This is a genomic window from Trichocoleus sp. FACHB-46, assembly GCF_014695385.1.
In the GTDB taxonomy this organism is placed as follows: domain Bacteria; phylum Cyanobacteriota; class Cyanobacteriia; order FACHB-46; family FACHB-46; genus Trichocoleus.
In genome coordinates, this window is sequence record NZ_JACJOD010000021.1 from 12,673 (window position 1) to 37,519 (window position 24,847).

General features: G+C 45.8%; 27 protein-coding genes and 1 pseudogene. 11 read left to right on the forward strand and 17 right to left on the reverse strand.

Annotated features, from left to right (window positions below; all coding sequences use genetic code 11):
- Positions 1-655 precede the first annotated feature (655 nt).
- Positions 656-1,579 (forward strand): hypothetical protein, encoded by a 924-nt coding sequence (locus H6F72_RS12010; RefSeq protein WP_190435340.1) that lies wholly within the window; start codon positions 656-658, stop codon positions 1,577-1,579.
- A gap of 76 nt (positions 1,580-1,655) precedes the next feature.
- On the opposite strand, the gene H6F72_RS12015 is transcribed toward H6F72_RS12010, so the two are convergent.
- From H6F72_RS12015 to H6F72_RS12030, 4 genes are all read right to left on the reverse strand, one after another.
- Entirely contained in the window at positions 1,656-2,069 is a 414-nt protein-coding gene (locus H6F72_RS12015; protein WP_190435342.1) for a biopolymer transporter ExbD, read from the reverse strand.
- A 38-nt stretch (positions 2,070-2,107) separates the two neighbouring features.
- The gene (locus H6F72_RS12020; protein WP_242016903.1) at positions 2,108-2,782 is read right to left on the reverse strand and encodes a MotA/TolQ/ExbB proton channel family protein; all 675 of its coding nucleotides are present in this window, start codon (positions 2,780-2,782) and stop codon (positions 2,108-2,110) included.
- A gap of 232 nt (positions 2,783-3,014) precedes the next feature.
- Positions 3,015-3,239: a hypothetical protein gene (locus H6F72_RS12025; RefSeq protein WP_190435348.1), complete on the reverse strand. Its 225-nt coding sequence runs from the start codon at positions 3,237-3,239 to the stop codon at positions 3,015-3,017.
- 581 nt (positions 3,240-3,820) lie between these two features.
- Positions 3,821-4,414 carry a LysR substrate-binding domain-containing protein gene (locus H6F72_RS12030; RefSeq protein WP_190435414.1) on the reverse strand — a complete coding sequence of 198 codons (594 nt, stop codon included), beginning with the start codon at positions 4,412-4,414 and terminating at the stop codon, positions 3,821-3,823.
- Between the two features lie 107 nt (positions 4,415-4,521).
- Between H6F72_RS12030 and H6F72_RS30745 the strand changes: the two genes are divergently transcribed.
- Genes H6F72_RS30745 through H6F72_RS12050 form a run of 5 tightly spaced genes read left to right on the forward strand, consistent with a single transcriptional unit; the run spans position 4,522 to position 8,212 of the window.
- Positions 4,522-4,725 (forward strand): hypothetical protein, encoded by a 204-nt coding sequence (locus H6F72_RS30745; protein WP_255527333.1) that lies wholly within the window; start codon positions 4,522-4,524, stop codon positions 4,723-4,725.
- On the forward strand, positions 4,665-5,093 hold the full coding sequence (locus H6F72_RS12035) for a DsbA family protein (RefSeq protein WP_255527332.1): 429 nt from the start codon (positions 4,665-4,667) through the stop codon (positions 5,091-5,093). Before H6F72_RS30745 ends, H6F72_RS12035 begins: the two co-directional genes overlap by 61 nt.
- Positions 5,094-5,147: 54 nt before the next feature.
- On the forward strand, positions 5,148-6,425 hold the full coding sequence (locus H6F72_RS12040) for an NAD(P)/FAD-dependent oxidoreductase (protein ID WP_190435351.1): 1,278 nt from the start codon (positions 5,148-5,150) through the stop codon (positions 6,423-6,425).
- Entirely contained in the window at positions 6,422-7,579 is a 1,158-nt protein-coding gene (locus tag H6F72_RS12045) for an FAD binding domain-containing protein (protein WP_190435354.1), read from the forward strand. The genes H6F72_RS12040 and H6F72_RS12045 overlap by 4 nt, the downstream gene beginning before the upstream one ends.
- A 3-nt stretch (positions 7,580-7,582) precedes the next feature.
- Positions 7,583-8,212: a TMEM175 family protein gene (locus H6F72_RS12050; protein WP_190435357.1), complete on the forward strand. Its 630-nt coding sequence runs from the start codon at positions 7,583-7,585 to the stop codon at positions 8,210-8,212.
- A gap of 465 nt (positions 8,213-8,677) precedes the next feature.
- Here H6F72_RS12050 and recA read toward each other — a convergent pair whose 3' ends face one another.
- From recA to H6F72_RS12085, 6 genes and pseudogenes are all read right to left on the reverse strand, one after another.
- A complete protein-coding gene (gene recA, locus H6F72_RS12055; RefSeq protein WP_190435360.1) occupies positions 8,678-9,556 on the reverse strand; it encodes a recombinase RecA in 879 nt (292 codons plus the stop codon).
- A 324-nt stretch (positions 9,557-9,880) separates the two neighbouring features.
- Positions 9,881-10,450 carry an IS200/IS605 family accessory protein TnpB-related protein gene (locus tag H6F72_RS12060; RefSeq protein ID WP_199299058.1) on the reverse strand — a complete coding sequence of 190 codons (570 nt, stop codon included), beginning with the start codon at positions 10,448-10,450 and terminating at the stop codon, positions 9,881-9,883.
- 33 nt (positions 10,451-10,483) lie between these two features.
- Positions 10,484-11,182 carry a transposase gene (locus tag H6F72_RS12065; protein ID WP_190435363.1) on the reverse strand — a complete coding sequence of 233 codons (699 nt, stop codon included), beginning with the start codon at positions 11,180-11,182 and terminating at the stop codon, positions 10,484-10,486.
- A 470-nt stretch (positions 11,183-11,652) separates the two neighbouring features.
- Positions 11,653-11,851 (reverse strand): annotated as a pseudogene (locus tag H6F72_RS12075) (IS4 family transposase); the annotation flags it as partial.
- 237 nt (positions 11,852-12,088) lie between these two features.
- On the reverse strand, positions 12,089-14,131 hold the full coding sequence (locus H6F72_RS12080) for an ABC transporter substrate-binding protein (RefSeq protein WP_190435371.1): 2,043 nt from the start codon (positions 14,129-14,131) through the stop codon (positions 12,089-12,091).
- A gap of 206 nt (positions 14,132-14,337) precedes the next feature.
- Positions 14,338-14,646 (reverse strand): helix-turn-helix domain-containing protein, encoded by a 309-nt coding sequence (locus H6F72_RS12085; protein WP_242016904.1) that lies wholly within the window; start codon positions 14,644-14,646, stop codon positions 14,338-14,340.
- 364 nt (positions 14,647-15,010) lie between these two features.
- Between H6F72_RS12085 and H6F72_RS12090 the strand changes: the two genes are divergently transcribed.
- A complete protein-coding gene (locus H6F72_RS12090; RefSeq protein ID WP_190435372.1) occupies positions 15,011-16,642 on the forward strand; it encodes a D-alanyl-D-alanine carboxypeptidase family protein in 1,632 nt (543 codons plus the stop codon).
- A gap of 291 nt (positions 16,643-16,933) precedes the next feature.
- A complete protein-coding gene (locus H6F72_RS12095) occupies positions 16,934-17,392 on the forward strand; it encodes a hypothetical protein (RefSeq protein WP_190435375.1) in 459 nt (152 codons plus the stop codon).
- Between the two features lie 83 nt (positions 17,393-17,475).
- Here the strand turns inward: H6F72_RS12095 and holA are convergent, their stop codons facing one another.
- The 3 genes from holA to dnaX all read right to left on the reverse strand — a co-directional run bounded on the left by holA (position 17,476) and on the right by dnaX (position 19,928).
- Positions 17,476-18,465, reverse strand: coding sequence for a DNA polymerase III subunit delta (gene holA / locus H6F72_RS12100; RefSeq protein ID WP_190435378.1), 990 nt, complete (start codon positions 18,463-18,465; stop codon positions 17,476-17,478).
- A 257-nt stretch (positions 18,466-18,722) separates the two neighbouring features.
- Complete coding sequence (locus tag H6F72_RS29965) at positions 18,723-18,917, reverse strand: hypothetical protein (protein WP_206755434.1); 195 nt, start codon at positions 18,915-18,917, stop codon at positions 18,723-18,725.
- 24 nt (positions 18,918-18,941) lie between these two features.
- A complete protein-coding gene (gene dnaX / locus H6F72_RS12105) occupies positions 18,942-19,928 on the reverse strand; it encodes a DNA polymerase III subunit gamma/tau (RefSeq protein WP_242016905.1) in 987 nt (328 codons plus the stop codon).
- Positions 19,929-20,037: 109 nt separating this feature from the next.
- On the opposite strand from dnaX, the gene H6F72_RS12110 reads away from it, so the two are divergent.
- A complete protein-coding gene (locus H6F72_RS12110) occupies positions 20,038-20,619 on the forward strand; it encodes a hypothetical protein (RefSeq protein WP_190435381.1) in 582 nt (193 codons plus the stop codon).
- 4 nt (positions 20,620-20,623) lie between these two features.
- On the opposite strand, the gene H6F72_RS12115 is transcribed toward H6F72_RS12110, so the two are convergent.
- Complete coding sequence (locus tag H6F72_RS12115; RefSeq protein WP_190435383.1) at positions 20,624-21,748, reverse strand: RNA-guided endonuclease TnpB family protein; 1,125 nt, start codon at positions 21,746-21,748, stop codon at positions 20,624-20,626.
- 111 nt (positions 21,749-21,859) lie between these two features.
- Between H6F72_RS12115 and H6F72_RS12120 the strand changes: the two genes are divergently transcribed.
- The gene (locus H6F72_RS12120) at positions 21,860-22,528 is read left to right on the forward strand and encodes a hypothetical protein (RefSeq protein WP_190435386.1); all 669 of its coding nucleotides are present in this window, start codon (positions 21,860-21,862) and stop codon (positions 22,526-22,528) included.
- Positions 22,529-22,691: 163 nt separating this feature from the next.
- On the opposite strand, the gene H6F72_RS12125 is transcribed toward H6F72_RS12120, so the two are convergent.
- Together H6F72_RS12125 and H6F72_RS12130 are read right to left on the reverse strand one after the other, a co-directional pair.
- Positions 22,692-23,696: an ATP-binding protein gene (locus H6F72_RS12125; protein WP_190435389.1), complete on the reverse strand. Its 1,005-nt coding sequence runs from the start codon at positions 23,694-23,696 to the stop codon at positions 22,692-22,694.
- Between the two features lie 13 nt (positions 23,697-23,709).
- The gene (locus H6F72_RS12130; RefSeq protein WP_190435392.1) at positions 23,710-23,991 is read right to left on the reverse strand and encodes an AAA family ATPase; all 282 of its coding nucleotides are present in this window, start codon (positions 23,989-23,991) and stop codon (positions 23,710-23,712) included.
- 300 nt (positions 23,992-24,291) lie between these two features.
- Here H6F72_RS12130 and H6F72_RS12135 point away from each other — a divergent pair, with 300 nt between their 5' ends.
- Positions 24,292-24,483: a hypothetical protein gene (locus H6F72_RS12135; RefSeq protein WP_190435395.1), complete on the forward strand. Its 192-nt coding sequence runs from the start codon at positions 24,292-24,294 to the stop codon at positions 24,481-24,483.
- 118 nt (positions 24,484-24,601) lie between these two features.
- On the opposite strand, the gene H6F72_RS12140 is transcribed toward H6F72_RS12135, so the two are convergent.
- The gene (locus H6F72_RS12140; protein ID WP_190435400.1) at positions 24,602-24,745 is read right to left on the reverse strand and encodes a hypothetical protein; all 144 of its coding nucleotides are present in this window, start codon (positions 24,743-24,745) and stop codon (positions 24,602-24,604) included.
- Between the last annotated feature and the right edge of the window lie 102 nt (positions 24,746-24,847).

Consider the following 24,847-nt stretch of genomic DNA (forward strand, 5'->3'; position numbering starts at 1 on the left):
TTAAGTTTAAGTAAATGGATAGATAAGAGTAAGTTAAATTTGGTTGAAAAACTGTTTAATCTTCAGATTTTTGGCTATTTTTCAACTCAATTCTTAACCTTCTTAATTAAATTCATTGATATACTTTTCGATAAGATTTTCTGAGCTATCAAATAAACCTCAACTTCTGCAAGCACCAGAGGAGGGGAGCTACCGCACCGAATAGTTACTTTAATTTCTTAGACTTTGAACAAATAACTACATACTTTGCACAATCAAGTGAGTGAAGCACAACTCTTAAAAGCACTTCAGAAAATCCTAATTTAATTCCTAGCTAAGCTTGCTTTAACCAAAGATAGAATTTTGAGTTAGTTTTGAATTTATTTAGCTCAAAAATTCTCTGGTCTCTTCAGTAATTAGTAGTTACCCTAAGTCCATGATCCAAGCTTATACCAACAAAAACCTCTCTGATTCTTTGCGAGTTTTGGTTCGACCAATGTTGTTGATCTCTCTTGGTCTACATGGGCTACTTTTGTTAATCCCTACAGCTGCCAACCATAAGGCTACCGCTCCAAAATCTGAAAAAACTGTCAAAATTACTCAGCTGTCCCCTACAACGAAACCTTCGAGTATCAAGCCAACCGCTAAAAAACCTGTACCGCAAACTCTGGCAACTATGCCAAAAGCAGTGCGTCTACCGATCGCTCGCACAGCCCAATCCCAACCGATCATTCCAGCTATTGCTAAACCACTACCGCTTGAACGGGTTCAAGCGGTAGTGGCTGACCCCACGCCTATTACTTCTAGCCCTACGCCTGCACCTACGGAGACAACCGCACCCACAGATACAGAGGCACTCGCACCCACCGCTACCAACCCGTTAGAGGATTTTCCACACTTTCCAGGCGCTAAGGCTGGCTGTCTCGATATTCCTTCTTGCTTTCAGACAGGTAATCCTCTCGCTAAAGTAGCGGCTTATTTTGAAAAAGAGCTGCCAGCCAAACAGTATGAGCAGCGCTTAGAAATAGACGAAACAGATCGAAAAGTTTATCAATTCTCGCGAGCAGGTTTGACCCAGTATCTCAGCTTGATTGAGATTGAGGGAACTGGAACTGTCTATGTTCTCGCCGATGCGCCCCGCACTTTAGACGAGCTGAAAAAAGCTGTAGAAGTTCCGGTTGAGTTGGGCAATGTTTTAGCACAACTAGTTCCCGAAACTGGAGCGGCAGGCATTAATGGTGAGGACTTTGCTGACAGTATCAACGCCACTCCTAAGGATTTCACAGAGCCTGAAAGGTTTTATGAGAGTTTAGGTGGTGTTGATGCAGAAGGCTTTGAGATTACCCCAACTCCCAACTCAGAGATCTACGGCGATCTAAAGGTCGTCCGAGGGCAAACGCCTGAGCAAATTCTCGTCAGCACCATAACGCCTACTCTCCAAGGTAACGGTTTTACGGTTTCAGCCAATTCTTCAGGTGAGTATGGGGGAGGATTGCTTTATCAAATTCAGAAGGGTAAGTTCACGGGCTACCTGAATCTAGTACCAACCAAAGATGGCACTGGAACTATTGTCACCGTTTGGACTAGTTCTCCGATGTAACTAAGTTCTGAGTGACTCTGCTCAATGCTCCTAAACAATTTCTGAAACGATTTCTGGGAAGTTCTCAGGCGATCGCTTAACTCTCATCCACAGCTAGGGAAACGCGATCGCCTCCCACATCTCGCATGGTTGCTAGCAACTTTACTACCTGTTCGTAGGGTAACTTGCTATCTGCTTTCAGAATCACTGCTCCCTTAGGATTTTGCACCAAGTAGGCTTGCATCTGTTGCGCTAGTGCTGCTTCATTGGTTGGCTGGTCAGCGAGTAAGACTTGTCCTTGCCGATTCAAGCCCACTACCAGGGGATCAGGAGTATTTTGCAGTTCTGTACTGGTATTAGCACTGGGTAGAGTAATATTGACTGTTTTTTGATTGGTCAGCGTCATGGAGACAATAATAAAGAATGTCAGAACAGTCATGATCACATCCATCATGGGAAGCAGATTTAACTCTGGCATCTCAGCTCTGTTCTGACGAGACTTAAATCGCATCTTTTTCTGTGCCTAACTTGGTGTTTAACTTAGCTGAGTTAGTGTCCTTCAACTGAAACGACCGCATCGTTAGCGGTGGGGCGGGAGGCGATCGCATATTTTGGTGAAGTTTGGCTAGGTTGGTGCGGTTCATACCAAAACTGCCGATAAATCAGCTCTAGCCCACTGCCTGCTTCTGAGAAATAGTCCATCTGTTGAGCTTGTAAGGTCACAAATACCCGAAAGCAAGCCAGAGCCATGATCGCCACAATCATTCCAGTTGCTGTCGAAATTAACGCCTCGCCAATCCCCGCAGCGGCTTTTGTTGTATCTGCTGCGGTACCGCCAGTCCCAATGTTGAGGTTGGCAAAAGTTGTGATCAATCCTGTAACAGTTCCCAACAGACCCAGCAGCGGTGCTATGCCCACAACAGTCTCTAGGAGTTTGTCGCCCTTACGCATTTTGACAAACTCTTTGTCTCCAGCCGCTTCCATGGCTAAGTGAAATGTTTCAGGAGTGGGCTGGTTTAGTTTCAAGGGTGCTAGTAAGAAGCGACCAATCGATAGATCTTGAGCTTGGTGAGCGATCGTCATCGCCTTCTCTAGGTCGTAGCGAGCAGCTTCTAAAACATCATGGACAATGCGATCTTCTTGCCGCAGTAGTTTGAACCAAAACCAAGCTCGTTCTAGGGCACAGGCAACAGAGGCAACAGACAAACCTAAAAGGGGCCACATAACAGGACCTCCCACTAAGAATAAATCAAATACTTTAGCCATGATTTCTTTAGAAACAGCCAGCTTTTCAGTTCTTGACTGCAATCAATTCACCGTCTACAGAATACCTGAGCTATGTTCCCTACATAGTTAAGGCAGCGTAAGCAAAAAGATAACTTGCGGTTAAGTTCTATTCCTATAAACTTCTTCAGCAGTTATTAGATTACTTTTGGCAAACTTTATGATGGCAATTTCAAGTGTCAAATAGCTTAAAACCTTTAGTGAAGTTATGCACCTCCCAGGTGCGATCGTCCAGTTGACCCATTGCTTGAATACAAGTTGAAAATTGCTGCCACTTCTCCTGGGCATGTTGAAACTGTGGATCAAATCCGGTTACCTGACAGAAAGTTTCAAATCCGTTATCCCAGTAGAAGGTGCCAAGTGCTTTTCTAAGTTGATGAAATTGAGCAGGTTCCATAAGTGTCGCTGAAAAGGAATCAGAACTGCCCGCTTTACCTCGGTAGGGGAGAAAAAAGTACTGCCTGAATTCAGGCAATTTGATCAGCTTCAGTAAGCCCCAGCTTTCAGACAGAGTTAGCCAATCCTTCCATACATTTTTAACGGGTTGATCCCTTCGCTTGGGATAACGGATGCAGCGAGCAGTTCTACTTGTTCCACTATCTCAGAGAGCTAGAAGCAAAGTGCTGTGATCCACCATCCAGTGATCGCATCTTAGCAATCTTTTCCTTGAAGTAACCACCAGAACTAATGATCATCACTGCTTAGGGCGATCGCAAATCCTGTGATAACGCTCCTGTGCCTTTAGCGTCCAGCGCTGTTCTTGCCCTTGGAAGAGAATCGCGCAAATGAGAAGAATGTGGGGTTTAAGGACAACAAGGGCGATCGCAATATCCCACCCCTACGCATACCGGTAATCACCTGATCTAGCTCGAGATGTTGTAGATGGGTTGAAGCCAAGTATAGCAGTCGTTGTAGCGCTTGGTTCGACCGCGATTGTCGGTAGGAGCATGACGATGCGATCGCTTCAGTCTTTTCTTGCTAGCCCAGATTGCTCAAATGCTGAGTCAAAAAATCAATAAAGATCTGAACTCGAAGCGAATATCGGCGGTTGGGCAGGTAAAGGGCATAGATGTCTGTATCAAGATTGGCTTGAGGATGAAACTGAAAATCGGTTAACACAGCTTGCAATTTGCCAGCTTGAATATCTTCATTAATTAACCAGGTCGGCATCAAAATTAGACCCACACCATCCAGGCAAACTTGACGCAGCACTTCAGAGTTATTCACATTCAGGGAACCATTAACCTTGATGTCACAGACTTCCTCGTAACGCTTGAACCGCCAAATTTCGTCCCCTGTGGCGTAGGTAAAGCACAAACAATTGTGGTGGATTAAATCATCGGGATGAGTTGGAATGCCGTAACGCTCGAAATAAGCTGGACTTCCGCATACCAAACGGGTATGAGATGCTAGTTTGCGGAGAATCAGGCGATCGCTAGAGCGCTCAAGATTGCCAATGCGAATCACCAGATCAAGATCTTCTTCAACCAGGTTTGCTAACCCATCGCTCAAGCGCAGATCTAGCTTGACTTGGGGATACTGAGCCAGAAATTTACTCAAGAGTGGTGCAATTAGAGTAGAACGGTGAGTTACTCAAGCACTGCTTGCCAGGAGGCAACCATGACATTGACGATACTTCAGATTTCATTTGTCCCTGGTGTTTAGTAGCAGAAACGCGATTGAATCGGGCAATTGAGCAGTTAAATTCACCGGTTGAAATTCAGAAAATCTGGTCTCCATTCGAGCTAAACCCAGATATGCCTGAAGCTGGAATGGATCGCATCGCAGCCAGAAGTTTGGCAGTTGGGAATATTCGCGGCAATTGGATGCGAACACACTTCAAGCCACTCAAAACGATGGCATCGGATTTCGCTACGACTTAATGACCGTTACCCCAAACACGCTGAAAGCCCACCGATTGACGTGGTTTGCGGGACAACAAGGCAAAGCAACAGCAATGGCAGAACGGATTCTAAACGCTTATTTCACAGAAGGACAGAACATTGTCGAAGTTCAAGTCTTAACGGATCTAGCGACTGAAGTGGGTCTAGATGCAGAAGCAGCGAAAACTTTTCTGTTGTCGGATATAGGAATTCAAGAGATCCGAAACTTGGAACAACAAGCAATCGCTCAAGGAATTCATGGTGTTCCTCATATCCGCATTGGTCAAACCGTAGTATCGGGCGCTCAATCAATTGAGGTTTTTCTGAATACTTTGCAAAATGCGATGGCTGAATTGTCACCTGCCTAAAGCAAAAGTCAATCAGATCGGTTGAATGACTAGAACAACAACGGAAATACTACTATGACCAATGATTTAGACTCATCGTCTAATCCTCATAGAGTCAAACTCTATGGACAATCGGATTCAGCTTCTGCTTACGAAATTCGAGATTTTCTCAACCGCAGTGTGGTTGAATTTGACTGGATTGAATTAACGAGCGATCAAGATTGCAACCGCGAACTTCGTCTTTCAACACTAAGTGATATCCGCTTGCCTGTGGTTGAGTTTCCAGATGGCACTCAACTCTTTGGCCCGACCATTCGAGAGATTGCTCAACGGCTTGGTTGGGTGACGCAACCCAAATTCAAAGAATATGATCTATCGATTTATGGTGCGGGTCCTGCCGGATTGAGTGCAGCCGTATATGCCGCATCTGAAGGGCTACGCACCGTTCTGATTGAACGCCACGCTGTCGGTGGGCAAGCAGGCACCAGTTCCTTGATCGAGAATTACATGGGATTTCCTGAAGGCATTAGCGGCGCTGACCTAGCGGAACGCGCCCGTCAGCAGGCAGTCAAATTTGGGATTGAACTGCTGCTTCTGCGCGAGGGCATAAAATCAGAATTTCGGGACAATCGCATCTACACGGATCTGGCAGATGGCAGCAAAATGATTGCACGAGCCAATATCTGTGCTACGGGGATTGAGTACCGACGGCTCAATCTTCCCAATGAAGACCAGTTTCTCAAAGTCGGATTGTTTTACGGTGCGGGTGCAAGTGAAGCCCCACTGTGTGGTGGTGAACATGTCTTTATCGTGGGTGGGGGTAACTCGGCAGGCCAGGCGGCTATGTACCTGTCACGCTATGCCGAAAAAGTCACCATGCTGATTCGTGGCAATACGCTAGCGGCGACCTTATCGCAGTACCTTGTTGAGCGCATTACTCAGAAAAGCAACATTGAAGTTCTCTTTCAGACTCAGGTGACTGGGCTAGCAGGAGATACCTCGTTACAGCAAATAGAAGTAACCAATCATCGCGATCGAGTGGTACAGAAAATCGATACTCGACGGCTTTTTGTTTGTATTGGCGGTGTACCAAACACTGAATGGGCAAAGGATACTGCCATCATTCAGGATCAGGCAGGCTACCTGGTGACTGGCTCAGATTTGCTGAAACAGAGTCGCCTACCGGAATGCTGGACGCTCGATCGCGATCCATTTTTTCTAGAGACCAGTGTTCCTGGTTCCTTTGCAGCGGGAGATGTGAGGCATGGTTCTGTGAAGCGAGTGGCTTTATCCGTAGGTGAAGGCGCAATGGCGGTCACGTTTGTTCATAAGTATTTAGAGGAAATCGGATGAACGCTATCGATAAACGTGCCCTTGTAATCGGTGGGTCATTGGCTGGGTTGTTCGCCGGAACTCTGTTGCGCTCGATTGGTTGGCAGGTAGATATTTACGAGCGATCACCGCACAACCTTGACAGTCGCGGCGGCGGCATTGTGCTGCAACCGGATGTCGTCGAAGCGTTTCAACGAGCAGGAATAATCTACGAAGCCCCTTTAGGTGTGGTCGCGCACGAACGATATTACTTAAACCGAGACGGCAGCATTGCTCAACCCATGCCAATGCGTCAAACTTTAACTTCCTGGAACTTACTGTATGGTTCGATGCGGCGGCATTTTCCGGTTGAGCACTACCATCAAGGCAAGCACCTAACCGAGATTCAGCAAGATGGGCTAGCGGTGGCTGCGATGTTTGCCGATGGCACTCACGAGACAGGCGATCTACTCGTAGGTGCAGATGGACCGACTTCCATCATTCGCCATTTGCTCTTGCCTGACTACACGACCCAATATGCTGGGTATGTTGCCTATCGCGGCTTAGTAGATGAATCAGAACTCGATCCTGCAACGGCAAAATTGTTGACCGAACGGTTTGTATTTTATCAATTTTCAAATTCTCACATTCTGCAATATGTGATTCCAGGAGAGAATGATTCGTTGATTCCGGGGGAACGTCGCTTCAACTGGGTTTGGTATGTCAATTACAACCAAACAAGCGAATTGCCGGACATCCTGACCGTTTTTATCGGTCAGCGTCGGGAGTATTCGATCGCCCCTGGAATGATCCATCCGACTGTGGAGCAAGCGATGAGATCGTACGCCGATCGCGTCTTAGCGCCTCCATTTCAAAAATTAGTGGCAGCCACCCGAGAACCCTTTGTCCAAGCCATTTTAGATCTTGGCGTACCGCAAATGGCATTCGATCGCATTGCCCTGATTGGCGACGCGGCTTTTATTCCCCGTCCCCATACGGCTGCTAGTACCGCTAAGGCTGCTGCTAACGCGATCGCTTTAGTTGATGCTTTGGTTGACTCCAATCATGATGTACCGAAGGCACTAGAGGCATGGGAAGGCAATCAGCTTGCGCTAGGAATGCGCCTCTGGGAATCGGGAGAGGCTTTGGGAGAGCGATCGCAATTTATGTACGGTGAGGGACGAACGGAGGGATAACCGATGAAATCATTCATGAACCTGAATCGATTTGAAGCATTCAGTGATGGGATATTCGCAATCGCCATGACCCTACTGGTGATTGAAATTAAAGTGCCAGATTTGTCTCAGGCAACGGCATCGACTGCAATTGATGCACTAATTCATGCTGGACCGCATATTCTTAGCTACATCACGAGCTTTTTGGTCATTGGTGTTTTGTGGCTCAATCATCATGCTTTATTTCATTTGCTAAAGCGGGTCGATCGGATTGTCTTGACAATCAACTTAATATTGCTCATGTGCATTGCTTTTATCCCTTTCCCAACAGCACTGATCGGTGAATACGGCAAGCTCCAACCCATTGTGATGTCTTATGGTTTAACGCTGTCGTTCACTGGAATTGTCTACAATGCCCTTTGGTTTTATGTCGTTCGGCAGTATCTCTGGGATCATCCTCAAGCCAATCGCCGTTTCATCTGTCAAGCTTCTCTTTGGAGTATTGGTTATCCGATTTTTTACTTGATTGCTTCGCTGTTGTCATTAAGCAATACAACCTTAAGCACAGTTCTTTACATCCTCACTCCATTGTTCTATCTATTTCCCAGCGTCATCGATCGGCAATTGGGTAACCTACCCGATGGAGTCTCCTAAAACAATCTGCGTTTCTATCAGTAAATTGAAATACAGTCTTGAATCGCCTCTATGTAGGTTTAGCGGTAGCGATCGCTGTCGAATCAGGTAGCAAGGGGATTTTCTCCCCTGCTCCCACAGAACCCCGCTTGTGGCTTCGCACAGAGCGCTTTTTTAGAAAGGATTAAACAGTTCAACTCTGAGGAATTGATGTCCAAGACTGGTTACACAATTAAGCGCTGACCAGTTAGCTCCACTATTCGGGTTCATCGCTAGATCGAACTTCGTGGCTCCTCCCTGCTCTCTGGAGTTCAGCCCTTCATCCTCTTTCATTCATTATGAAGTTAACCTGCCAAGTCGATGCCTCATACCAGCCATAATTACCAGGATCTTATGGACAAGCTGACGTGTTTTAGGTAGTCGTTGTAATTCAGTTTCAGTTTGCGGTTCCAGAGTTAGCTCTGCTATTGCCTTTGATTGAAATCATCACCGACAAAGCAGAAAATCGTTACTCACTTGTCCATTTGTTGCAGCAAACCCGTTGAGAATATTGCCATTGAAGATGCCTTTGCCAAAGATCATGTCAACTTCTGCAACTCGAAATGGCGGTACAATTTTGTTCTTTACCACCTTAACTTTGACTCGAATGCCGTATTCCTCCATCCCTCTCTTTAATGTTTGAATCCGGCGAGTATCTAGTCGCATTGAGGCATAATATTTGAGAGCATGACCGCCTGTGGTTGTTTCCGGACTGCCATAAACGACACCGATCTTCAAACGCAATTGATTCAGGAAAATTAACGTACACTGACTATGCAGACAGTTCATCAAGCGTCGAAGCGCTTTGCTCATCAACCATGCAATGGAAGTCGTGGGAAAATCGCCCATATCCGCTCGAATCTCTGACTCTGTCACCAGTGCAGCGACAGAATCCACCACAACTAGATCAACACTCTTGGAACGCACCAGTTGTTCCACTAGTTCCATTGCCGTTTCACCACTATCAGGCTGGCTGACCAACACCTGATCAATATCCGCTCCGAGCGCAGATGCGTAGTGTGGATCAAGGGCATGTTCCATATCAATAAAAGCAGTAGTGCCTCCTAGCTTCTGCATTTGGGCGATCGCTTGCAATGCTAACGTAGTTTTACCACTACTTTCTGGACCATAAATTTCGACAATGCGTCCTCTGGGATAACCTCCTCCTAATGCTAGCTCCAACTCAGTTGAGCCGCTGGAGAAGGTTTTTACATTCATGTGCCTGGCATCTCCCAGACGCATGATAGAACCATTCCCGAATTCCCGATTAATCTTTGCCAGTGTTCGTTCCAGGTCTGATTTCTTAGTCGCCAATTTGTTAGCCATCGCTTTTGAAAAATAAACAACCGATCTCCATTACTGAAGATCGGTGAGTGTGCAGCGATAGCTGAGTATCATTCAGCAGTTGTTTCTAATTCAGTCTTTACACCGGGTGGAGCAATGGCATCCAACAACACCAATCCCATTTGTTTCAATAAAGCAGTGTTGCCATCGGGACAACCATGTTGAATCAAGCATTTAGCACAACCCGCATCACAATCGCAGCTACGAGCGATCGCAGGATCTGATGCCCAAAGCTATGGATTGCGATCAGGATACTGGGATGCTCCCGTGATACTCCCCGCCATCGAACGGCAAGGCTTTCTTAGGTTAGGCTAGAAATTGACCGTTTCTAAACTTGACCCTAAAAGGCATACTCACTTTGCCTCTACACACTCCACTGAAGTCAATCCCCAGCATTGTGCTTACCTTTCGCATGATGTTACAACTCCCGTGGCAATCGGAATTAAGGAGCCACCCTTTCCCGGTTTGATACAACCCGCGCACCATCCGTTTTCCTGATGCCACCCACCCTTCAGGTTTCGCGCCGAAAACAGGTAAGGGGTCATTGTCGAAAAACGAACTTTGAGACGTATAGGATTCTTCCGTCTCCACAACCCGAATTCCGAACATGAGAGCGAGTTGCTGGATGCGACTGAATAGCTTGTAGTGGGGAATCTGAACAAATTCCTGATTGGTCTTACTCCCCAAATTCACACCATCTTTTTGGCGTTTATTGCGGCCATAGACGATGGTATCAATCCTGTTTTCCAGGCAGAAGTTAATGATCCATCGCGCGGCCTGGTTGATGTAGTTGCGAACATAGCAATTACGTTTGTGGGTTTCTAGCTGGATGCGCTTAGAGGTTACACCTTTCAGGTTTTTTTTGCCATGAGTCAAGATAGATTTGAGTTCAGCGACTCGCTTGTTGTACTACTGATTTTTTGATTTCAACTCCCTGCCATCTAGAAGAAAAGCTAATCCGGTATTCGTTATGCCAGCCAATAAATTGTCTAAGCCAGGATCAAGCGCTAGAACATTTTCAGGGTGGAGTTTGCAGGAAGTAGCCGCCTTCTCCATCGACGGGTAGACATATTCAACAATCCATTGCCCATTGGCAGGAATGAACCGCAATTCGCGAATCTGCACATCCTTCAACCGTTCTGGCAGTGGGATGTAGAAACAATCCTGAGCGAATGCAGCGGCTCCACCTTTACCTAGTGGCACCCGAATCAACCCATTCTCAACCTTGAGGGATTGCCCTGTGAAAACCACCTGAGACAACCCGCCCTTAGTGCGGTATCTCGGCAATTTGGGTGCATACTCCAACTCACCCAGCTTCAACAATTTTGATAATGCCTTGAAACTCTTGAACGCTTCATTAACCGATTTCAAAACCTGTTGTGCAGCTTGGGAGTGCAACAATTTGCCATTCTCGCTTTCCTTCAGTGCAGCGTAGAGACTGGTGTACTTCAACATCTTGAAAGGCTGACAACCATTCGCAAAGAAGTATTGACGGGATTCGTAGACTCCCTGGTTATAAATATTGTTGGCTAACCGCGCCAACTCAGCAAGCAACCGGGCAAGTTGCTTGTCTGGCGAAAACACATCTTTTTGAACGGCCAGAAACATGGTAATCTGCGAACATTTGCACTATTTTACACTCTGCCTGCAATAGCAGGCGCGGAACCCGTTCTGCATCCCCGTCCCGAACGAGTGAGGTTTGATCCGGTTTCCAAATCTTCCAGTGATTGATAGATTCCTTGAGAATGAAGGGCTTCAATCCACTTAGAGAGTAGATCACTCTTGAATCTGGCTCTTTGGCAGGAATGGTTTGCTGCCAAAGCAAGTCTTCTCCAAGAAATTTAATGATGTTGGTTGGTTCAGAAGGATTATTGCCAGCGGAATCTGGATGTTCCTCAATAGAGATTGTCGGGAGTGCCCAAAAGCTTTGAAGCAGAGCACCGTAGTTCGGTGTCGTGGTCATGGTCGTTGTCTCCGCTCACTGCCAAAAAACATCCGACGTAGGAGAAAGGCAGAAACCTGCATAATTGCAGGTATTAAGGTTTCAATTCCCTGAGCTATCCAACTGAGCGATCGCAGTCGAGGTCGAATTCGCTAAAGCAGCGTTGCAAGCGTTTGTAGTGAGGTTGATTTAGGCATTGCCACAAAATGCCGTTGCCAGTTCCGCCAAATTGACGGTCTTGCCCGAAATAAGGCAACGAGAACCAGAGCGACAAAGGTCAGTCGTGCGCCATGCCAAGCCAAATGGGGCTGCAAAACCTGCCGTAATTGAGTAATCTGATCATAGGGGTTTCATTGATAAAGAATGTGGTAATTCTCATGAAACTGTCGTGTCGATTTCTAGCTAGCTGAACCTTCAACTCTCCTAGAAGGATCTCAGTGTCTCTGACGATCGCACTTCTGCAGGGTGCGGCAGCAGTCCTCATATAAAAATGTGACTTTAACGATAAAGGTAGGGCAGCGATCAGTTATACATTTCTCAAATCAAAGCACCTTTCCCAGTTAGTTTGTTAATCATTGACAGCGATCGCCTTGTGAATCTTCAGAATTAAATTGGCTGAATGTATAGCGTACTGTTTTCGCTGCATTGAGTGAACATTTAACTATAACAAACTGACTAGTCTCTTCTTTGCGATTTCCAGTGTTTGGATCAAAGCTGACCTTACCTGTGGCACCCTCCGTTAGCTGCTGCTTAACCAATTCTTTTCGAACCGCATCACGAGCTCCTTGAAACCCGCCCTTGGTTCGATTTTGAGTTGGCATCTTTTCAAAAGCAGAAGCCAGTATACGAGTGGCATCATAGCTGGTTGCTGTAACCCAGCTAACCTCAAAAGTTTGCCATAAGGTCTTAGCTGATTGAAGAAACGCTGAATTATTTGGAGAACTTGGACGAACCCAAGGAGAAACAAATAAAAATGGATGAGGAGAGCCAACTAAATATTCACCTGTTTCTTTTCCCAAAAGTTCTGGGCTGTAAAGACTGTCGCTACCAATTAAAATAGCTCTTTTCTGGTTTGCCGTGATAATTTCTTTGATATGATTAATATTATCATCACCCGGAAATAGAATGAGGGTTTTAGCTCCAGATGCTATTGCTTCGTTAACAGCTTCTCCTGCATCGAAGTTACTTGCGCGTAGATTAAAATCTTTGACGACTAATTTAAGGTTTCCTTTGTCCTTATTTGATAAGTCATCGCAGAAGTTTTTTCTTAAAGAATAAGGATAGGGATCATCAGATTTTCTCGGAGGTTCGCTGCAAGGAGGAAAGTTTTCAAGCTCTCCCTCAGAACTCCCTGAATAGAAAATGGCTACTGGCTGTAATGAATCATGAAACGAACGGTACGCAGGAGATGATTCAAATAGAAAATTAGTGATTTTTCTCGTAGTAACACTGTCGCTTGGTACAGTGCGAAAACAAAATCCATCGCCTAACTCATTGGCAGCTTTGCAATCCCTTGAGAACTCTTCTGATGTAGATGTTGGGCTCACAAACACGAGCCCTCTACGGTTGTACTCACCAAGTGCCTTAACTGTTGAAGCACTGAAAAACGGACCTACAACAGCAATTATATCGGTATTATCAGCTATTTTCTGGGCGGTGCTATTAGCAACTTCAGGTTGATCTTTATAATCAATTATGACTTTTAAGCCCTTCTTTTTGATTAGTTCTGGTGAAGCGTTAATCTCGTTCTGAGCTTGAGCCACCCCTCGTAAAACTTCTGCTGCCAAAACTTCTTGGGAAGGTGTGAGAGTAGCAATTGTGTAGCTTTCGATTTTGCGAGAAATAAGATAAGAGTTGTTTAAATGAATAACTGCTTCTGGATTATTCCTATTGAACTTTAACGCTTCACAAAAGGAATCAATTGCTGAGTCGTACTCTCGTTTATCGTAGTAAGCTTTACCTTCTTTTGTTTTCTTCTTTGATGATTTATCTCTTGTTTCTAGTGACTGATTAGATGCGTTAGATCGGAGGATCCTTTGCCCACATTCTTCATCAACAGTAGAACCAGCTAATTCTCGCGATTCTAAAAATGACACAAGTATTTTGCTAAGTCCTGCTAAAACTCCAATTCCTATTGCAGAGACGAGTGCTGCTAATAAAAAAATTATTAGTAGCCGGCGGATTTTCAATCTTGCAGGAATGAGGTCTAACTCACGTGCTAGTTCACTGGGTAGTAAAACTCTTACTCTATGACTAGGAACATGACTAGAAATTCTACTCAACTCATTTCTATAAAGATTATCGTTAGCAGTAACAATTACATCATATTGTTGTTGAGCTGCACAGAAACAAGCAACTCCTACCTCTTCTAGAAAACGAGAAGCCTCTCCTGTCTCAGGAGCTATATGAGGTATTTTATTTCTAATGTTTTGAATAAATATTTCTTTTTCTGCTTCTGTTCCTCCTCTTCTCTCTCTTATTACCGTTAGAGTCTTTTCAGTTATATACCCTTCAACTCGTCCTCCTCTGCTCCAATCAATCACTTTTTGACAATCTTCAAAATCTTCTGCTAAAAATGCGTTGATAATTATGTCGCTAACTACCAAGACTTTCATAGAGGTACTTCCTCTCTATGAAAAATGACTAGAAACGGTAACTGAGTAAGTATTCTCAAAGCGTTACTGGTGGGGGACAAAGATTATCAGAATTAGAAAGTCGAAAAGATAGGAACTTAAACATAATCTCACATAAGACTTGCATCTTCATGAAATCTATAGAGCTAAGTTCATTTTCTACTGTCGGATTGGTTCTTATCGATTGATTACGAGTTCTCTGATTGCGAATCCTCGAATAAATCCTCAAAGCTACAACTAAGGACTTCGCAAAGCTTGCGAATTCGGAAAAACACATCGCTTCCATCGCGTCCCCGCTCCCAGTTTGCAAAAGTAGATTCTCTGACCCCTAATTCAAGTGCCACATCTAATTGGGTGAGTCCCCTTGCTCTACGAAGTTCGCCAAGCATCAGTTTTGTCCTAGCTTCACTGGTTGGTGTCTTCTTCCTGGAGCTTCCACCAACCTTCTCTGCTTCGTGGGACTCAGTTGCTTTCTGGAATTTTTTCTCAGTTGACATATTTTTTGACCGCTAATTGGATAGTGATGCGGGTGAACTTTTGAGCTAACACAAAGCATTTCAGTGAAAGCTCATGACTACTTTTTCTACAGCTGCATCGGGGTCGACAGTGCTCCCAAGTCACGTATCCAGACTAACAAATTTCTGGGTTAACAAAACTAACAGCAGAACAATTCACAAAGAAATGTTACAAGAAGTTCCTTCTAGTAATTATCTGCTATGTTCAAAAGTAGGTGATAAATCTTAGATTAAATTTCATCTACGAAATCTTGAGGGTTCTAGGAACAGCTACTCGAGTATCGCCACAACACATGGTTAATCGAGCTGAACTAAAAAAGTCACACTACTCTTGGAGAAACAAATCATGGCATTAGTTAAAGAGATTACGGGTTGCGAGACCAGCCCAGTCCGCAGTCTAGACCAGCAACTGATCGATGAAGTAAATGTCATCATCCCCAATGTTCTGGTTAGCATAGAGGATTTGAATGTGGAATTGACGGGTTCCTCCGTCTGGACCCTATTGCAACTACCAGCAAAAGAGGCTCTTGGACGGGCCATTGCGGAACGAGGGGAAATACTGCAAATTAACTCGGGTTACCGCCCTCTTGCTGGACAGTTGGTGTTGTTCCAAAACGCTAGTGAATGCGGTTATGAGGTAGCGCCTGTAGGTAGTAGTGATCATCAGAGTGGCTTAGCTCTGGACATCGAAGACAACGAAGGCTGGCGGCCTTACCTAGAGCGGCACGGTTGGAAATGGTTTGGTCCTGCAGATGACGTGCATTTTGACTTTGAAGGACAGGATATTGGCAACACGGCTATCCTAGCTTTCCAGCAGCTTTGGAATCGCAACAATCCTAACGACCCTATTCCAGAGGACGGCATTTATGGAGATCAAACCGAGATCCGGTTAGGCAACTCGCCTGCCGAAGGGTTTCCACCACCAGTAAATGGAGGACTACCGTTAGAACCAGGAACTTATTTTCTCAAGTGTTTAGGTGACGTCGAAGGACCCCGCTGGCTCGATGGGCGGACAGGCGACGGCACCGTTGGCTTAGCCCCGAACACCGACCCTCCCTATACGGGCATCAAATGGGAGGTAACTTTTGACGAGGCTGCCTCCGCCTACAGATTTAAATGTCTAGGTGACGTCGAAGGACCCCGCTGGCTCGATGGGCGGACAGGCGACGGCACCGTTGGCTTGGCTCCGAACACTGACCCTCCCTATACGGGCATCAAATGGGAGGTAACTTTTGACGAGGCTGCCTCTGCCTACAGATTTAAATGTCTAGGTGACGTCGAAGGACCCCGCTGGCTCGATGGGCGGACAGGTGATGGTACCGTTGGCTTGGCTCCGAACACTGACCCTCCCTATACGGGCACCAAATGGCAAGTTGAACCGGCTGTTATCCCAGAAAATCCCAACGCCATTCTCTATGAGCTCACTCCTACGGGTGCCAGTGCCGAGACGGCGGAATCCGACGGGTTGCCAGGTGGCGGTGAATCATCACGCAAGATGGCCGAGACGGACGCGCCGAAAGTGCTGCGTTTCGTCGAGCGCTTTCAGGTAGCGGGGAGGGAGTATAACCTGCCGCCTGCCCTGCTCGCGGCGATTGCCAGCCGTGAAAGTCGCGGCGGTTCTGCGCTCAACGATTGCCTAGGTGACGGCGGTGCCGGTGTCGGCATCATGCAAGTCGATCAAACTGTACGTCCCCCTGCTGAGGTGACAGATCCGGGGCCTGACTGTGCTAGCCAGGAGCATATCAACCAGGCGGCATCAATCCTGCGCGGGTTCGTTGACCAGGCAGCCGCCGCCCATCCTGAATGGAGCGCGGCAATCCAGCTTCAGGCTGGCACCGCGTCGTACAACGCTGGCCCAGACCAGATAGAGGTACCCGACTTCGATGAGGGCACAACGGGCGGCGATTACTCGAATGATGTGATTGCCCGAGCGCAATACTACGCCGACAATTGGCGGTCCCCAGCAGCAGTCGTCTGACTTCCCAACCGACTGAGTGAGGTGAAGTGGCAAGTCATGAGGTTTACCCGTGAGATTGCCATTGTTGCCGAAAGGTTTTTAGCAATCTTGATGTAGATACAGCTAGCTAGTCGCTCGTTTCTGCAACGACTCAGTGTTCACCCGTAGGGGTGAACACTGGGGCTAACCTAACTTCGAGAGTGTAGTTTTCTAGTCAAAATCATTCGCTCCAACCCAAGTGTGAGTGAGGGCTAGATGCTGAATTTAGGGTCGAGTCGCCGTTCATTTTATTCAAAGAAGTAGGAGACAATTATGTCACTGTGGTTAATTCCCAAAATTCTTTTGGTGACTGGGTCAGTAGGTGTTGCTGGGGCAATAGGTGGAGTTGTTAATGCACTTCTCACCGACAATGGGTTTATTTGGCCTTATGTAGAGCAAGTCAATGGCATCCGCATTACGCGCCCAGGATTCATCGGTAATATTTTTATTAGTGCTGTTGCAGCTGTTATCTCTTGGGGATTGTATGGCCCGTTCGCCCAAGCGAATCTCCTTGAAGGACAAGCGTTGAGCTTAACGCCTTCTACATTTGCTGGCGCAATTCTTGTGGGTATAGCTGGAGCTAAGTGGCTAACTAATGAGGTAGATAAGCGCCTTTTGAAAGTAGCTGCAATAAAGGCTGCTAAGGCGCACTCCTCTCCTGAAGTAGCTGAACTAATGCTCTGGGCATCACCATCTGAAACTTTAAACATTACAAAGAAGCTTCAGCTATGACCGACGTGGTTAGTGTTGTAGACCTGTGGAAGTATTCAAATGACTCGACCAACTGGAGTTTAGTCTAAATTCCAGTATCCAAATTACTTTGATTGAACAGGCTGAAACAACCGCACGATCGCCAGCAAGAACGGTAGGATAGAGTTTGCATTGACATAACCTTGCTTAATCGCCATTTCTAGGTCCACTAGCTTTGTGACTGCTTGGATCAATGATTTGATAGGCATGGTTGCGACCTCTTGCCGCAGGTAGTAAAGCCGGTTTGGATTACCCACATTACAGATTTGAGCAATCTCCGTGTTGTTCTTAATTCCACTTAAAATTGCACTCTTAACCCATAACCAGGTTCTAAATTGGGTTAGTAGCGTCGCAACCATAACCATCACTGGCTCAGAACGGGCAAGCAATTCATCGATTAGACGCACCACTGCTTCACGTTCCCCATGACGAACTGCTTCTGCTAACTGTAGATTGCTCTGAGTCTGGCAAGGAATCAAGCTTTGTACCTCTACCAGGCGGATCGGTTGACCATTCACGTAAGTTTCCAGCTTACGGAGTTCTGACGCAACACGGATCATGTCATTGCCAATCGCTTCTGCCAAATATTCAATGACATCTTTGGGCAGTCGCAGTTTCATGCGCTTTGCTTGAGTGGCGTTCAGCTTTGCTGTAGCTTCGCTAATCGCTTCTTCAATTAAATCTGTACGCCAAGGTGGAATCAACGACAGCTCAAAACACTGACCGTACTTGATCAAATGCTTGTAAATTTTCAGGCGCTTATCCACATTCGTTGCCAAAAATACAAGCATTGTAGAATCTGGCACCTGAGCAAGTTGCTGCAAACTTTCTAACTGGGCATCACCCCATTGCTTAAGATTGCAATCCTCCACGACAACAAGCCGTTTGCCGCCACTCACTGAAGGGGTTCGTGCCGCACTTATTGCTTGTTCTAAAGCACTAGCGGGAAAACGGTGATAGCAAAACTCCAACCACTGCGGATCAAGTTCTGCTTTGTATTGCTCTAGTTTTTGTCGAATAGCAAACTGATCATCTCCAGTTAACAGAGCAATCATCCGGATCTCCCATTTCTGCTAGCTGTGAGCGTTCTGATCAATACAGTCATCGGCTTCGGACACTGAGTAGCTCGCTGGAGCATACAGGCGATCGCCTGCTGATTTGCCTCAAACTTTGCAAAAGAAGCAGGAGCAACTTCCAAGATCGCCTTCGCCCCTTGCAAATTGGTCAGTTGCGCCTGACTCAGCAACTTTTGAGTTCCCGGCTTAGCAGAAGCGATGACTTTTTGCCAGAGAGCTGATAAATCGGGGGAATTTTAATCTGTGGCGATTGAAGATCGCTCTGCGACTGCTTTATGGTGGTGTCCGTTCTCGTCTGCTGACTGCTTTTCACTCGCATCGTTGGAAGCATCTGATCGGAGCAGTAGCATCAAGTTTAACAGACACGTTTCCAGACAGACAGCCGCATTGGTGGTGCGAAGATAATCTTCTGCCTTTTGCAATTGGGTCAAGGATTGATTAAGAGCATCAAAATCCTAGTGAGAGGTGATTGCCTTCAATGGGTTGTAATTGACAGGGCTGGTGAGCAAGTCCGATGCTTTAGGAGCCGATTTGAGAATGAGTAGATCGCGATAGGTTTGGAGCAAGCTGCTGAGGATTAGTTTGGGTGTTTTGCCAGAATCCACCAGTGTTCGTGACAATTTAAGGAGTTGAAAGGTATCGTTGGTGGCGATCGCATTGAGTACTGCCATCAAGTCTGTTTCCGTCACTCCCCCAGTCATTTCAACGACATGGTTCGCAATCACTGCTTCACCGAGCAAGGTAACCTGACCCAAAAGCTGAAGGGCATCTCGCAAGCCTCCCTCGGCAAACCGGGCGATCGCCATTAAAGCCTCATCCTCGACAGCGATCGTTTCAGCATCAGCAACCTCTTGCAAGTGCTGTGCAATTGTCTGAATTGAAAGCGCCCGAAAATGAAATACTTGACAACGGCTTACAATGGTCGGCAATACCTTATGCACTTCCGTCGTACAAAGGATAAAGACTACATGGGGTGGTGGCTCCTCAATGCACTTCAGCAGAGCGTTTTGAGACTGCTGAGTTAGCATATGGCTCTCATCGATTAGAAAAATTCGGTAGCGTCCCTGCACAGGTGCAAGGCTACTGCGTTCCACTAAGGCGCGGGCGTCATCCACCCCGTTGTTGGAAGCGGCATCAATCTCACTGACATCCAGACTGTTGCTAGTTTCGATCGAGCGACAAGACTGGCAGGTACCACAGGGTTCATCAGTGGGTCCATTGAAGCTCAGACAGTTGAGAGACTTGGCAAAGATACGTGCAGTAGAGGTTTTACCCGTTCCCCACGAACCTGTGAAGAGGTATGCCGGGGCAATGTGCATTCGGGCAATGGCACTGGTTAGAGCAGTTTGGACGTAGGGTTGTCCAACCAATTTTGCCAGAGTTTTAGGACGATATTTTTGATGGAGGGCGACAGTCGGCATGGTGATATTGAGTTTAATCATCACGGCGATCGCCCCTAGTCAGGGGCAGTTTGCTCCAGCAGAGATAGTTTAAATGGTTGGCACCCTAAAGCCCTATGATGAGAACCGTTATTAAACTCCTCTTGCTCCGTTGAATCGCACCATTCAGCTTCTTCAAGTTCACGATCAAAAGATCGTTGATGCCATCCTGACGGAGGTGACTGACAAGCACCTTGAGGATGCCAAGACATTTTGGGAGCCGATCTTGGAAGGAAGCGGTCAAGACGATGAGTATTGGAACTGGGTGGGCAAGAGCCGTCGATCGAAGTTGCTTCCAGGGGATGAGTTATACGCGATCGAGTGCGAGGGTATCACTCAAGGACTGATGATGCTCGATGTTTTGAAAAAACGCTGTCAGATTGAATCTCAGTTGCGACGACGGTTAGTGTACATCAGTGCTTTAACAACCGCCCCTTGGAATCGCCCCCTCATCATTAACCCTCCAACTTATAAGGGCATTGGGGGCAATCTGGTAGAGTTTGCGAATGTGCTTCGCACACACTTCGTGAACGCCCGCAGCCACGAACTGGGTTATCAAGGCAGAATCGGGTTACATGCCCTGCCAGGTGCGCTAGGATTCTATAGAAAGCTGAGAGTTGGACTGCTCAACTGTGGTCCTGATCCTGAAGAACCCGTTGACATACTCCCCGTCCTAAAGGACGTGGGATTCTAAAGGCTCAAACAGCAGTTGCAGGCAAAGCCTGTCTGACACTGCCTAACCCAACCATTGATGCCCCAACGGTTTGAATATTTTTTGAGGCGTTGTCATCTCTGCCGTTGATTGATTGGCATGAGGGGCAACGCCATTGTCTGACCGATAGATCCAGTGACTCTAAAACATGACCGCACTGGTGACACGTTTTTGAACTGGGATACCACTGGTCAATGAAGACAACTAACTTGTGCTTTTTCTTGGCTACCCATTCGAGAATTTGCAAGAACTCTCCCAGTGCCAAATCTTGAATCTTGCGACCCCAAAGCCGTTGCATTCCTTTGAGATTTAATGTCTCAAAGCACAGCACATCAAAACGGTTGGTGAGTTCATGAGCTAACTTCCAGAACCAATCACGCCTCTGGTTAGCAATCTTTTCATGCTGCCTGCATAAGTGCTTTCTGGCTTGCTCACGGCTCTTAGAACCCTTTTGCTTGCGAGAGAGCTGCTTATTGGCTCTGCGAATGGCATTCAGCCCTTGTTTGAAGAATTGGGGTGATTCAATTTTGGTGCCATCGGAGCAAGTTAAAAATACATGCAAGCCGAAATCGAACCCCGCTAATTTATCAGTCGCGAATTCAACTTCTGGCTCCATTGCATCATCCACCACAACCATCATGAATAGCTCACCTAATGGTGTTCGCTTGATGGTCAGGGTTTTAACTGTGCCCTCAATTGCTCTGGAGTTCCAATATTGAAACACTCGATTGCCAATCTTCACTCGATTGCCGCTCAAGAATTTGTAGCCAGCTTGTTTGAGCGTGAAGGATTTGTATTTCTTGACCTTCTTAAATCCTGGTGGTTTAACCCCCTTTTTGTGATGTTTGAAAAACAGTTGATAGGCTTTCTCAATGCGCTCACAAATGTCTTGCACTGCTTGAGAGCCAACCAATTGCCAGAATGGGTTACGCTTTCGTAATTTAGCAATATGAGCTTTGAGTTTATTACAATTCAGATGTTTGCCCCACATCCGGTAATACCGCTTGTGGAGGGCAATACATTTGTTGTAAACGACTCCAGCCGCATTAATGCACCGCTTCAAATAGCAGTTGCGTTTGTGCTGATAGAGCTTAAACTTCAAAGTCCTCATGACAAAATATTAGTACAAAAGAACCATTAAAAGTTCCCCTAAAGGGCAAGGTTTTAGACCCATTTTTTTTGATAACCTCGTTTATTTCGAGACGATGAGGATAGACGACCCATGACTCAATCAATTCCTGCCCAGCCAAAAGCTACATCTGACAAAGCGGCTCGTCATCAGCGCCTGATGGAATTGATTGAAGCAGAGGACGCTGCCAATGGCGAAGTGGGTTGCGGACGAGATTTGGGAAAAGGGCTTTCAGGTTATCTCAGTACTCGCGGGGTTGCTCTTGACGATGAGCCATTGAAGAGCCTGTTGCAAGAGCACTTAGGGCACATTCTGATGGAACCAGACTTTGATTCCATTACAACCCAGATTCAACGTCGGCTTGAATCCCTGGTTTTGCAATCCCTGGATAGTTCTTCGAGTTCTGCATCTTTATTAGGTTCAACAAATGTCACAGAGCATATTCCAACAGAGGAACTCAGAGAACTATTTGCATCACAGATTGCTGATTTTTGTTCTGAAGATGCCTTAGAACAACTGATTCAGTTGAGCCATCAAATTATTCATAAAGCAGTACTTCAACCCCGACATACATGGTCTAAGCCGATATGGGTGCTGCAAGGTGAAACACAGATTTACATCGTTCAGGAAGCCGGAATTGAAGAAGCGATCGCCAAAGTCAAGACTCAGCATCCTCAAGAAACGAGAAAATTGGAAATCATTACAGTCGGAGGCATTTTGGCACTTGATCAGGTGATATGTCTGGATATAAGTTTTTTATAACGTTCTCATCTTAGAGAAGTTCACAGGGTAAGCATAACAATTGAATTTAATCGAAGTATATGTAGCTTCATAAATATTTCAGCTTATTTAACGCAATTTAGCACCTATCCTTTCAGAAAGGCACGAGTCTTAAAAGGCTTTACATTCTTTTAGAGGGTTGTCATCATTCGTCATTCATTTGTGCAAGTTTATACTTAGCTATTGCTGCTGAATCAATTTGATGAGCAATTTCAGCCAAGTAGCACAGCTTGTCACAAATCTCATCTATAGACATTTGATGCTCCAAATTCAGGGCAAATTCTCCAGTAAAGTACTGAAGAAATTTCTCATCTACAATGCCATTTCTATGTGAGTATAGATGTCTTATTTGCAAAATTTTTTCTATTTCATTTTGCTTAAGATTATCAATAACATTCAAATTATTGATTTGTGCGTTATCTGAAATAAAGCCTTTTACACTGCCCTTTTGCAATTTTCCAATTTTTTGTTTCGCCAAGTAGTTCACAAACTCTTGCAAATCTGAACAGTCTAAAACCTCTTTAATGGTAACAGTACTACTAAATTTTAATGTTACTGGCTTTGCAAGAAATATTTCATATAACAAATCAGATAGATATGTTTCAAAATTATCAACAAAAGGGGAAAATAATATTCTTGCAAGAGTTTTTCCCTCCTGGTTAACTGTTGGTGCGCTTGTATCTATCGGATAAAGTATATGACCAAGATCATCTATTATTTTCAAGATACTTTGATAGTGTTCAATTAGTTTGGTTTTAGCATTTGTCGATTCCTTTTTATATGCTTCAATCTGCTGGTTTATGATTTTTATTCTTAAATACCCACCTGGCTTGAACTGGATTTCAGTAGGGTTTAGAAGTTTGACATTAGCACCGGTTCTTTCATAAATTTTCCCCTCGACAGCAATCAACGAATTCGATTTGTCAACCTTGATTGCATAAAGTTTTTTACCTTTATAAGCAACATATTGATAAGATACCTGCGGCTGAGGCGAAAGAAGATCCAATGCTTTATGAGTAATAGCGTTAGCATGAAAATCTTCACTCAAGCCATTTATCTCAAGATTATCCGAAGCACCTAAAACTATATAGCCACCATCAGCATTAGCGAATGAACTGATTAGTTGCGCAATATTTCTAGAGGGTGGCAAAACAGATTTATATTCAAGACTTGAGCTTTTCTAATGCCAGGCGTTGCAACACACCCACAGCCTTATTGGTGGGTGCGCTCAGAACGACTCGTTTCCCTTGGCTGACTAGCACTTTAACTAATTGAAAAACGATAGACAATTTTCCTGTCCCCGCAAAGCCAACTAAGAGAAACAGAGCCGCCGTGACAGCTGGTTGCAGGAACATCCACATTGCATCCAAAGCTTTATGCTGTTGCTCAGTCAGTTGAAAGGGGAAAGAGACAGCCGGGGAGGAAACAGGAAGGGTTTGTATCATTACGACTCCGCTAATTTCAGCCACAAATCGGCTTGGTGCAGCGGTAGCTGGCTGTTTGGGTTGCCTCAAAATCAACGACGGAAACTGCTTCCCCTCCCACTTACTCCTGTTTGAGCACCCCGAGCAAGTTAGCGTTGCGCAAATGATGGCAAGCTAACACCCGACCTGGTTTACGGTTTGGCAACTGCACTAGCGACTCAATGACAAACTCAAACCGCAATTCTATCCATCTGGACAGTTCTGGACTATTATTCTTGGCAACCCGTGGTAACTTCTTATATAAGATTACTAGCCACACCGATGGAAATTCAAAAACAGAAACGCAAAGGGCGCGATCAGCTCTATGGGGAACTCAAGAAGCCAACCATGATTGCACTCACTCCCACCGGAGTTGAAAAGCTAGATGCGTTAGCTGCTGAATTCTCTCTATCTCGTTCTGAATTTATTGAGCGGATTGCTCGCAAAGTCCTTACAGTCAAAGTCCACGAGTAGCTAGCCCGGCGCTCCTGGCTTTTAAAGGCTGCATTCTATCTCGCTTACCACCTTTAGAACCGCTTGGAGTTCTTATGTTTCAACCCTTGAGGTCCAGACCTCGCGATCCCACGCCTCCTCAAATCAAAGAACACCAAGGTAGCGTCTTGGCGGGTGAAACCTTGGTGTTCTCGATGTTTTGTTGTTTTAGCCAGAACAACCCTATAGCAGGATATACCTTCTGAGCTGGATAGGTTGCTGCCTCTCCACGCATTTGCATCATAGCAAATCGCTACGGTGCTGAAAAGGCATATCGGTTCTGATCGTGAATAGAACCCCTAGAGTGGTATTTCTGGCTCCGAGTTGATCTCCTTAATCTCCGTGA

Excerpts from the sequence above, each read along its gene's own strand:
- H6F72_RS12120 (WP_190435386.1), top strand. The coding sequence starts at position 21,860 with ATGACTCAATCAATTCCTGCCCAGCCAAAAGCTACATCTGACAAAGCG.
- H6F72_RS12050 (WP_190435357.1), top strand. The coding sequence starts at position 7,583 with ATGAAATCATTCATGAACCTGAATCGATTTGAAGCATTCAGTGATGGG.
- H6F72_RS12045 (WP_190435354.1), top strand. The coding sequence starts at position 6,422 with ATGAACGCTATCGATAAACGTGCCCTTGTAATCGGTGGGTCATTGGCT.
- H6F72_RS12080 (WP_190435371.1), bottom strand. The coding sequence starts at position 14,131 with ATGAAAGTCTTGGTAGTTAGCGACATAATTATCAACGCATTTTTAGCA.
- H6F72_RS12010 (WP_190435340.1), top strand. The coding sequence starts at position 656 with ATGCCAAAAGCAGTGCGTCTACCGATCGCTCGCACAGCCCAATCCCAA.
- H6F72_RS12135 (WP_190435395.1), top strand. The coding sequence starts at position 24,292 with ATGGAAATTCAAAAACAGAAACGCAAAGGGCGCGATCAGCTCTATGGG.
- H6F72_RS12090 (WP_190435372.1), top strand. The coding sequence starts at position 15,011 with ATGGCATTAGTTAAAGAGATTACGGGTTGCGAGACCAGCCCAGTCCGC.
- H6F72_RS12085 (WP_242016904.1), bottom strand. The coding sequence starts at position 14,646 with ATGTCAACTGAGAAAAAATTCCAGAAAGCAACTGAGTCCCACGAAGCA.
- H6F72_RS12065 (WP_190435363.1), bottom strand. The coding sequence starts at position 11,182 with ATGTTTCTGGCCGTTCAAAAAGATGTGTTTTCGCCAGACAAGCAACTT.
- H6F72_RS12020 (WP_242016903.1), bottom strand. The coding sequence starts at position 2,782 with ATGTGGCCCCTTTTAGGTTTGTCTGTTGCCTCTGTTGCCTGTGCCCTA.
- holA (WP_190435378.1), bottom strand. The coding sequence starts at position 18,465 with ATGATTGCTCTGTTAACTGGAGATGATCAGTTTGCTATTCGACAAAAA.
- H6F72_RS12095 (WP_190435375.1), top strand. The coding sequence starts at position 16,934 with ATGTCACTGTGGTTAATTCCCAAAATTCTTTTGGTGACTGGGTCAGTA.
- H6F72_RS12140 (WP_190435400.1), bottom strand. The coding sequence starts at position 24,745 with ATGATGCAAATGCGTGGAGAGGCAGCAACCTATCCAGCTCAGAAGGTA.
- H6F72_RS12130 (WP_190435392.1), bottom strand. The coding sequence starts at position 23,991 with ATGATACAAACCCTTCCTGTTTCCTCCCCGGCTGTCTCTTTCCCCTTT.
- H6F72_RS12115 (WP_190435383.1), bottom strand. The coding sequence starts at position 21,748 with ATGAGGACTTTGAAGTTTAAGCTCTATCAGCACAAACGCAACTGCTAT.
- H6F72_RS12015 (WP_190435342.1), bottom strand. The coding sequence starts at position 2,069 with ATGCGATTTAAGTCTCGTCAGAACAGAGCTGAGATGCCAGAGTTAAAT.
- H6F72_RS12025 (WP_190435348.1), bottom strand. The coding sequence starts at position 3,239 with ATGGAACCTGCTCAATTTCATCAACTTAGAAAAGCACTTGGCACCTTC.
- H6F72_RS12040 (WP_190435351.1), top strand. The coding sequence starts at position 5,148 with ATGACCAATGATTTAGACTCATCGTCTAATCCTCATAGAGTCAAACTC.
- dnaX (WP_242016905.1), bottom strand. The coding sequence starts at position 19,928 with ATGATTAAACTCAATATCACCATGCCGACTGTCGCCCTCCATCAAAAA.
- recA (WP_190435360.1), bottom strand. The coding sequence starts at position 9,556 with ATGGCTAACAAATTGGCGACTAAGAAATCAGACCTGGAACGAACACTG.